Annotated in this window: 6 protein-coding genes; 2 read left to right on the forward strand and 4 right to left on the reverse strand. The window is 73.3% G+C overall.

Annotation, left to right across the window (positions count from 1 at the left end):
- Positions 1 to 36: 36 nt before the first annotated feature.
- The gene (locus OZN99_RS21275) at positions 37 to 1,131 is read right to left on the reverse strand and encodes an acyltransferase family protein (protein WP_270937255.1); all 1,095 of its coding nucleotides are present in this window, start codon (positions 1,129 to 1,131) and stop codon (positions 37 to 39) included.
- Between the two features lie 63 nt (positions 1,132 to 1,194).
- On the opposite strand from OZN99_RS21275, the gene OZN99_RS21280 reads away from it, so the two are divergent.
- Together OZN99_RS21280 and OZN99_RS21285 are read left to right on the forward strand one after the other, a co-directional pair.
- Complete coding sequence (locus tag OZN99_RS21280; RefSeq protein WP_270937256.1) at positions 1,195 to 2,571, forward strand: O-antigen ligase family protein; 1,377 nt, start codon at positions 1,195 to 1,197, stop codon at positions 2,569 to 2,571.
- Positions 2,568 to 3,599: an acyltransferase family protein gene (locus OZN99_RS21285; RefSeq protein WP_270937257.1), complete on the forward strand. Its 1,032-nt coding sequence runs from the start codon at positions 2,568 to 2,570 to the stop codon at positions 3,597 to 3,599. Before OZN99_RS21280 ends, OZN99_RS21285 begins: the two co-directional genes overlap by 4 nt.
- On the opposite strand, the gene OZN99_RS21290 is transcribed toward OZN99_RS21285, so the two are convergent.
- The 3 genes from OZN99_RS21290 to OZN99_RS21300 all read right to left on the reverse strand — a co-directional run.
- Positions 3,579 to 4,946 carry a hypothetical protein gene (locus OZN99_RS21290; RefSeq protein ID WP_270937258.1) on the reverse strand — a complete coding sequence of 456 codons (1,368 nt, stop codon included), beginning with the start codon at positions 4,944 to 4,946 and terminating at the stop codon, positions 3,579 to 3,581. The two genes, OZN99_RS21285 and OZN99_RS21290, sit on opposite strands and share 21 nt — an antisense overlap.
- A 112-nt stretch (positions 4,947 to 5,058) precedes the next feature.
- On the reverse strand, positions 5,059 to 6,057 hold the full coding sequence (gene galE / locus OZN99_RS21295) for a UDP-glucose 4-epimerase GalE (protein ID WP_270937259.1): 999 nt from the start codon (positions 6,055 to 6,057) through the stop codon (positions 5,059 to 5,061).
- A 4-nt stretch (positions 6,058 to 6,061) separates the two neighbouring features.
- The coding region (locus tag OZN99_RS21300; RefSeq protein WP_270937260.1) for a polysaccharide biosynthesis tyrosine autokinase at positions 6,062 to 7,375 on the reverse strand (1,314 nt) is incomplete at its 5' end.

A 7,375-nucleotide genomic window follows, 5' to 3' on the forward strand; every position in this document is an offset into this window, starting at 1 on the left:
ACGGGCCGGCGCTGCGGCCGCGCCTGGCGGCGGCAATCAGGGCGTGACGGCCGTGCGGCGCCCGGCAAGGCGGCGCGCCGCAGGCTGCTCGACCAGGCGCCAGGCGAGCCAGCCCAGCGCGAGACTGGCCGCGAGCCCCGCGCCCATCAGCGCGAGCCGTCCACCCGGCCCCGGCTCCCCCATGCGCAGGGCCAGGATGAGGGCCGCCTCGACGAAGACCCAGCAGAGATAGATTCCGAAGGAGGCCTCGCCCAGGCGCCAGAGCAGGTCCCGCGGCGGCGTCGAGCCCGGCGGCTCCATCCCGAGCCGCGCGACCAGCGCGGCGAGGCCCGCCACCACGACCACGTCGATATCGAGCCCGACGCCGAGCGGCACCAGCAGGACGGCGCCCGTGACAAGCCAGGCGTCAAGCGCACGGACCGTCACGAGCCGGGCCAGCGCGACGCCGAGCACGAATTCCAGCCCGAAGCGGACGAGCCCGAGATGCAGCGTGCGGTTCAGCTGCGCGCCGTCCTCGCCGGCGCCGAGCCAGGCGAGACCGGCCAGGCAGGCCAGGATCGCAGCCCAGCAGAAGCCCGCGCCACGCGCCAGCATCGTCGTCAGCAGCGCCGGGAAGGCCAGGTAGCCCGCCCAGATCGCCGAGAGCGCCCAGGACGGGTAGTTCCAGGCGTGGTCCGCAGTGGTCTCCCACGCGTTCAGCAGCAGCGCCTGCATCAGCAGTTCCCATGCGCCGAACCGCTGCGGATCGTTCACCCGCACGCCGGCCAGCACCGCGGCTGCAACCAGCAGGACCAGCAGCCCGAGCATGACCAGGTGCAGCGGGAAGATCCGCGCCGCCCGGCTGCGCACGAAGGCGGCCCAGCCGGCGGGCCCGAGCGGCGGGCGGTGCCGGTAGCCCAGGAACAGCGCGAAGCCGGACAGCACGAAGAAGCCGTCCACCCCGAGATAGCCCTTGAGCACGACGGCCTCCGCCAGCGGCGCCCCGGGCAGCGCGCGCAACGCAAGCTCCAGGTGATAGACCAGCACCCAGCCGATCAGCAGCACCCGCAGCCGCGTGAGATTGGCGAGCCGCTGCGGCTTCTCCCGCACGCCCGCCTCGTTCGGCTGACGCGTCCCGCCCACCACCCCCATGCCGTCGCTCCTGACCGAATGATGATTGGGCCGCGGCCGTCCCGGGTGGCAGAACGCCAGGACATGCGCACCGTTCCGCCCGCGCTCCTGAGCGCGCTGCTCGCGCTGCTCGTCATCACCGCGCTGCTGCTGGCCGCGATCGCCGCGCCGCAGCTGGCGCTGGCGCTGCTGCCTGCCGCGGCGGCGCTGATGATCGCGATGCTGTTCTACGAGGCGCCGCTGCTCGCAGTGGGTCTGCTGGTGGCCTGCTACGGGCTCGCGCTCGACCTGCAGCTCGACACGCTGGCGGAACGCGGCGGCGGCAGCGTGGGCACGCTGGGCGCCGCGGTGGTGAAGATCATCCCCTTCGCCATCGCCGCCATGCTGTGCCTGCGCTTCGGCTTCGCGCGGGCGATCAATTGGCCGTTCCTGGCCTTCACGCTGGTGGCCGTGGTCAGCCTGGTCGTGCTGCCGATCGGCCGCGTCTCCACCTTCGGCGAGATGCTGCGCAGCTTCGTCGGCTCCACGGCACCCTTCGTCCTGGCCTTCGCGGCGGCACCGCGGCCGGTGTGGTCGGCGCTGTGCAAGGCCGTCGTCCTCGTCCCGCTGGTCAGCGCGCTGGTCGGATTCCTGGTCTGGCCGACGGGGTTCTACCAGCCCTTCGACCACAACTGGCGCTTCCAGGGCCTGCATTCGCCGCCGTTCCTGGCCGGCTTCTGCGTGACCGCGGTCTTCGCCGCCACGCTCGAATACCTGCGCGGCTTCCGCAATCGCTGGCTGGTGCTGGGCGGGGCAGCACTGGCGGTGCTGCTGGCCACGCAGGCGCGGGCGCCGCTGATCGCGGTGGGCCTGTTCCTGCTGGCCATCTTCCTGCTCGCCGACCGCCGCGTCTTCCCGCTGAAGCGGCGTCTGGACCTGGCCATGGGCGGCCTGCTGCCGGCAGCGGTACTGCTCGGCCCGCTGCTGATCTTCGCGCTGGACAGGTTCGTGGGCGGCGACGACTTCTCGAAATTCTCCGGCCGCGACGTGATCTGGCCCTACTTCCTCGACGCCATCGAGAACCGGCCGCTGTTCGGCTACGGGCTCGGCGCCGGCAAGCTGATCGTCGACCCCGAGGACCCGCAGATCCGCCTGATCCGCTCCAACGCCGCGCACAACGAGTATCTGCGCCTGTCGGTCGATGCCGGCATCGTCGGCTGCGCGCTGATCTTCCTCTCGCTCGTCGTCTGGGTCTGGGCCGGCACGCGCGGGACGCGCGGCGCCGATCGCCTCGTGCTGCGCTGCGCCGTGCTCGCCGCGCTGATCCACAGCGGGTTCGACAACACGCTGATCGCCAGCACGGCGGTGATCCAGTTCAGCTGGTTCGCCGCCGCCCTTGCCCGCGCGCGATCGGAGCGCCACGACACCGGCCGTCACGAGGCGCTCCGCGCGGCACTGGCGCGCCGCGCCGCGGGCACATGAACGTCCTCGCCGCCGGCACCACGCAGGCCCCCGCGACCACGCGCGAGCGGCGGCTCGACCTCGACCGCGCCAAGGGCATCGCCATCCTGACCGTCGTGGTGGGGCACATCGTCGCCGCCGAGCCGCCGAGCGGCGCCGAATGGTGGGACCTGCTGCGATCCGCGATCTACAGCTTCCACATGCCGTTCTTCTTCTACCTCAGCGGCTACGTCGTCTGGCTGAGCGGTGCGTTGCGGACGCCCGCGGCGGCGATGCCGGGCTACGTGCTGCGCCGGGCGCACCGGCTGCTGGCGCCCTTCCTGCTGCTGGGCGTGGTGGTGCTGCTGGGCAAGCTCGCGGCGGAGCAGTTCGTCCATGTGGACAACCGCCCGTCCGGCCTGGTGAGCGGACTGCGCGACCTGGTCGTGACCACCGAGGACAGCCCGGCCACCTTCATCTGGTTCCTCTGGGTGCTGTTCCTCTGCTCGGTGGCCGCGCCGCCGGCCTGGCGGCGGATCGGCACGGCGGGGATGCTGGCCGCCGGGCTGCTGCTGCTGGCGCTCGAGCTGCCGCCGCTGTTCTACCTCGACCGCTTCGCCCGGCACGCTCTGTTCTTCGCCGTCGGCATTGCCGTGGCGCAGCACGAGGCGCGGCTGCTGCCGCGCTTCGCCGCCTGGCAGGCGCTGTGGTGGGCCCTGTTCGCCACGGCGCTCGCGGCGTCGCTGGCCGGGCTGCTGCCGGGCGACTGGTCGATGCTCGCCTGCGGCCTGGCCGCCATCCCGGCGCTGCACGGCCTGATGTTCGCGCCGGCGCTGCAGGGCCAGCGCTGGGCCCTCGCGCTCGGCCAGTTCACCATGTCGATCTACCTGTTCAACGTGATCGCGATCGGCGTCGTCAAGGCCGTGCTGATCAGGGCCGGCGTGCCCTGGACCGCGGATGGCTTCTGGATCCACGCGCCCGCGCTGACCGCCGCGGGCCTCGTGTTGCCCATCCTTGCCAAGGTGCTCGTGCTCCGCCGGATGCGGGCGCTAGACCGGATGACGGACTAGCGGCCTGCCCCGACCGCGCCGCGGCAGGCATGCGGCGGGAAGGATGGCCGCTGGGGCGAAGGCCAGCAGCCAGGCGATGCGAGCCTGGTAGCGTTCGTTCGGGCCGGACAGACCACCCGTCACGGCGGCATTGCCGGCAGCGGCCGCGAGCACGAACACGGCCAGCGCCACCGCCGGCAGGTTCCGGCGGCACAGCCACACCAGGACGGGGAGCGTCAGCAGGCCGAGCCAGGCGGTCGCCACATGCAGCGGCGACAGCGCCCGTGCATCGGCCAGCAGCGCGCCGCCGTACTGGCGCGCGGCCCTGAAGGCAGCGAGTTCGGCGGGGAAATGCTCACGGATCAGCGCCTCCGGTCCGGGCTCCGCCGGCCAGGGCTCCAGCCCGTCGCCGGTCCCGAGCATCCCGAACTGCCGCAGCCCATTGCCGGCGACGGCGCGTGCCACCGCCGCAGGCTCGCTGGCCAGCGTCGCAGCGACGATCGCGGAGGCTTCCGCAGCCCAGGCCTTGCCCCCGCCGAGGGCGCCGCGCAGCGGGCCGTCGGGCGGCCACAGGAAGTCGTTCGCGTGCATCGGCAGCCGGTCGCGCAGGGCGCAGACCTGCCAGGCTTCCTTGGCGCAGCGGGCATCCAGCGTGCGCAGCGCCGGCCCGTCGTCGAGCAGCCGAGCGGCGAGGAATACGCTGCCGAAGGGCGAGACGGCGGCGCGGCCATGCCCTGCGGCATTGGCGGCGACGAGCCCCAGCACGGCCAGGCAGACGGGCGCCGCCATCCAGCCGACCGGCACCAGGGCGGGCCGCGCCCCGCCACTGCGCCACGCGAGCAGACCCCCCACCAGGGCCAGCCCGGCAGCGAGCGGCAGATGCGCGAGGTGCACCGCCACCGCCAGGGTCGCGAGCGCCAGCAGATAGACACGCTCCATCCGGCCGAGCCGCCATCCCGCGAAGCCGAGCAGCCACAGGGCCAGCACCAGCAGCCCGGTGAAGACGTCCGGCATCAGCTGAGTGGCAAACCACGGCAGCCCGGTCCCGACCGCAAGCAGGCCTGCGGCCGCCAAAAGTGGGACCGCCCCGGGCAGATCCAGCGCGCGCAGCGACAGCGCCAGCAGATGCGCCGCGATCAGCCCCTGCGCCAGCGGCACCGGCCACAGCGTGATCCGCCAGTGCAGCGCGTGCAGGAACAGGCTGTAGAAGGGCGGTCGGTCCCAGCCGAGATAGAGCCTGATCGCCTGGCCGAGATAGGTGCCGGTATCGGCGAAGACGAGCGGATAACCGTTCCAGGCTGCCGGCCATGCAAGGAGGAGGCCCGCCACCAGCACGGCCGCCAGCGGCGTTCTTTCGCGTCTCCGCATCCCCGCGCCCCGTCCGGCCCCGAACGGATGCCGGAACGTGTCGGACAAGGTTCCGGTTCCGCCGGGCGACCGGCGCCGGTGCCAGATGTGATCGGGATGGGCGCGCCCGGGCTCAGCCCGTCGTGCGGTCGCCGTAGCCCTGCGGGTGCGCCGCATGCCAGGCCCAGGCCGTGCGCACGATGTCCTCGAGGGCCGGGAAGCGCGGCGTCCAGCCGGTATCGGCGCGCAGACGGGCGGAGGATGCGACGAGGGACGCCGGGTCGCCCTCGCGCCGCGGCCCGAAGGCATGCGGCACCGGCCGGCCGGCTACCTGCCCCACCGTCTCCAGCACCTGCTTCACGGAATACCCGGTGCCGTTGCCCAGGTTGTAGCGGACGGACCGGTGGTCCAGCAGCGGCAGCACGCGCAGATGCGCCTCCGCCAGGTCGGTCACGTGGACATAGTCGCGGATGCAGGTGCCGTCAGGCGTCTCGTAGTCCGTGCCGAAGACGGTCAGCGGCGGGCGCGTGCCGAGTGCAGCGCCGATCGCCAGCGGCACCAGGTGCGTCTCGGGGTCGTGGTCCTCGCCGGCGCGGCCCGCGGGGTCGGCGCCGGCGGCGTTGAAGTAGCGCAGCGCCGCGAAGCGCAGGCCGTGCACGCGCTCCGCCCAGGACAGCGCCCGCTCGCAGACCAGCTTGCTCTCGCCATAGGCCGAGACCGGCTCCAGCCGCTGCTCCTCGTCGATCGGGATGCGTTCCGGGAAGCCGAACAGCGCGGCGGTGGAGGAGAGGACGAACTTGCGGCAGCCCGCCTTCGCCGCCGCGCCGGCGACCGCCGCGACGCCGCCCAGGTTCTCGCCGATGTAGCGCATCGGGTCGCGCATGCTGTCGCCGACGAGCGAGAGGGCGGCGAAGTGCAGCACCGCCTCGAACGGCCCTTGGGCGAAGGCATCGGCCAGCGCGGCACGGTCGTCGCAGCGCCCCTGGACCAGCTTCGCTCCGGCCGCCACCGCGCCCCGATGGCCCTTGGAGAGGTCGTCCAGAACCACGACCTCGTCCCCGCGGTCGAGCAGCGCCAGCACGGTATGGCTGCCCACATAGCCGGCACCGCCGGTCACCAGGTAACGCGCCAAGCCCCTACTCCCTGAAATACCCGCTGTAGCGCGGGTGGTAGACCTCGCTGTCGGCATAGCCGGAGCGGCGATGCGTCTTCGCGTCCACCTGGGTCAGCGTGGCGCCGACGATGCGGGCCTTGGCGTCCTCCAGCAGGGCGAGCGAGTTGCGCACCACGGATCGCGGCGTGTCGCGCCACTTCACGCACAGCAACGTGGCATCCGCAAGGCGCGCGACGACGCGCGCATCGGCCATGGCCAGCGCCGGCGGCGCGTCCAGCACGACCAGGTCGTAGTCCCGCCGCACCCGGTCCAGCAGCCCGGCCATCGCCTCCGACATGAAGAGGCCGAGGGAGTGGATCTCTGCCGCGCCGGCCGGGATGTAGTCCAGCCCGGTCAGGTGGTCGCGCCGCACGATCTGGTCGTAATCGGCCTGCCCCAGAAGCAGGTCGGTCACGCCCGGCGCCGCCTCCGCCCGGAACAGCCGGCCGACCGAGGGCTGGCGGATGTCGCAATCCATCAGCAGCACGCGCTCCCCGTTCATCGCGGCGGACCGCGCCAGCGCCACGGCGGTGGTGGTCTTGCCCTCGCCGGGCCGGGCGGCGGTGATCACCACGATGCGCGGCGGGTCGCTGCCCAGCCAGAGCGCGGCGCGCAGGGTGCGCATGGCCTCGCTGAACGGGCTGAGCGGCTTGCGGGCGACGTAGTCCTCCACCCGGTGCCGCCCCAGGATGCCCCGCCGCAGCATCGGCACCAGCGCCAGGCAGGGCAGGCCGAGCGCCGCGCGGATCTCGTCGCCGCTGCGGATCGTGCTGTCCGCCTGTTCCAGGAACCAGACCAGCAGCAGGCCGAACAGCACACCGAGCGCCGCGGCGGCGGCCACGAACAGCGTGGGCTTCGGGAAGGAGGGCACGCCCGGCACCGTCGCGGGCGAGAGGATCCGCGCATCCGGCTTCTCGATCGCCGTCTGGCTGACCGTGGTCTGGCTGCGCTCCAGCACGGCGCGCAGCAGGCTGCGCGCGGCTTCCGTCTCGCGCTCCAGGGCGTTGATGCGGATCTCGGCACCCTGGGTGCGGTTCAGACGGTCCTGCTGCTCGCGCAGGCTGGTCTCGAGGCTGGCCACGCGCGCCCGAGCGCTGCGCACTTCGGCGTCCAGCGCCTGCACGACTCGCCCGGTCTCCGCGCCCACCGCCCGCTCCGCCGCGGCCAGCCGTCCCGCGGCGGCGCGCACGTCCGGATGCCCGCTGCCGAGCGTCGCGGACAGCCGGTCCAGTTCGCGCCGCGCCTCGTCGCGCGCGGTGCGTTGCGCCACCAGGTTGGCCGAGGCCAGCGCCGTCAT

Origin of the sequence: Falsiroseomonas oryzae, from assembly GCF_027856955.1 — a bacterium.
GTDB lineage: Bacteria > Pseudomonadota > Alphaproteobacteria > Acetobacterales > Acetobacteraceae > Falsiroseomonas > Falsiroseomonas oryzae.

What these genes read in the sequence shown, in the direction of transcription:
- OZN99_RS21275 (WP_270937255.1), bottom strand. Translation starts at nt 1,131, where the DNA reads ATGGGGGTGGTGGGCGGGACGCGTCAGCCGAACGAGGCGGGCGTGCGG.
- OZN99_RS21290 (WP_270937258.1), bottom strand. Translation starts at nt 4,946, where the DNA reads ATGCGGAGACGCGAAAGAACGCCGCTGGCGGCCGTGCTGGTGGCGGGC.
- OZN99_RS21280 (WP_270937256.1), top strand. Translation starts at nt 1,195, where the DNA reads ATGCGCACCGTTCCGCCCGCGCTCCTGAGCGCGCTGCTCGCGCTGCTC.
- OZN99_RS21285 (WP_270937257.1), top strand. Translation starts at nt 2,568, where the DNA reads ATGAACGTCCTCGCCGCCGGCACCACGCAGGCCCCCGCGACCACGCGC.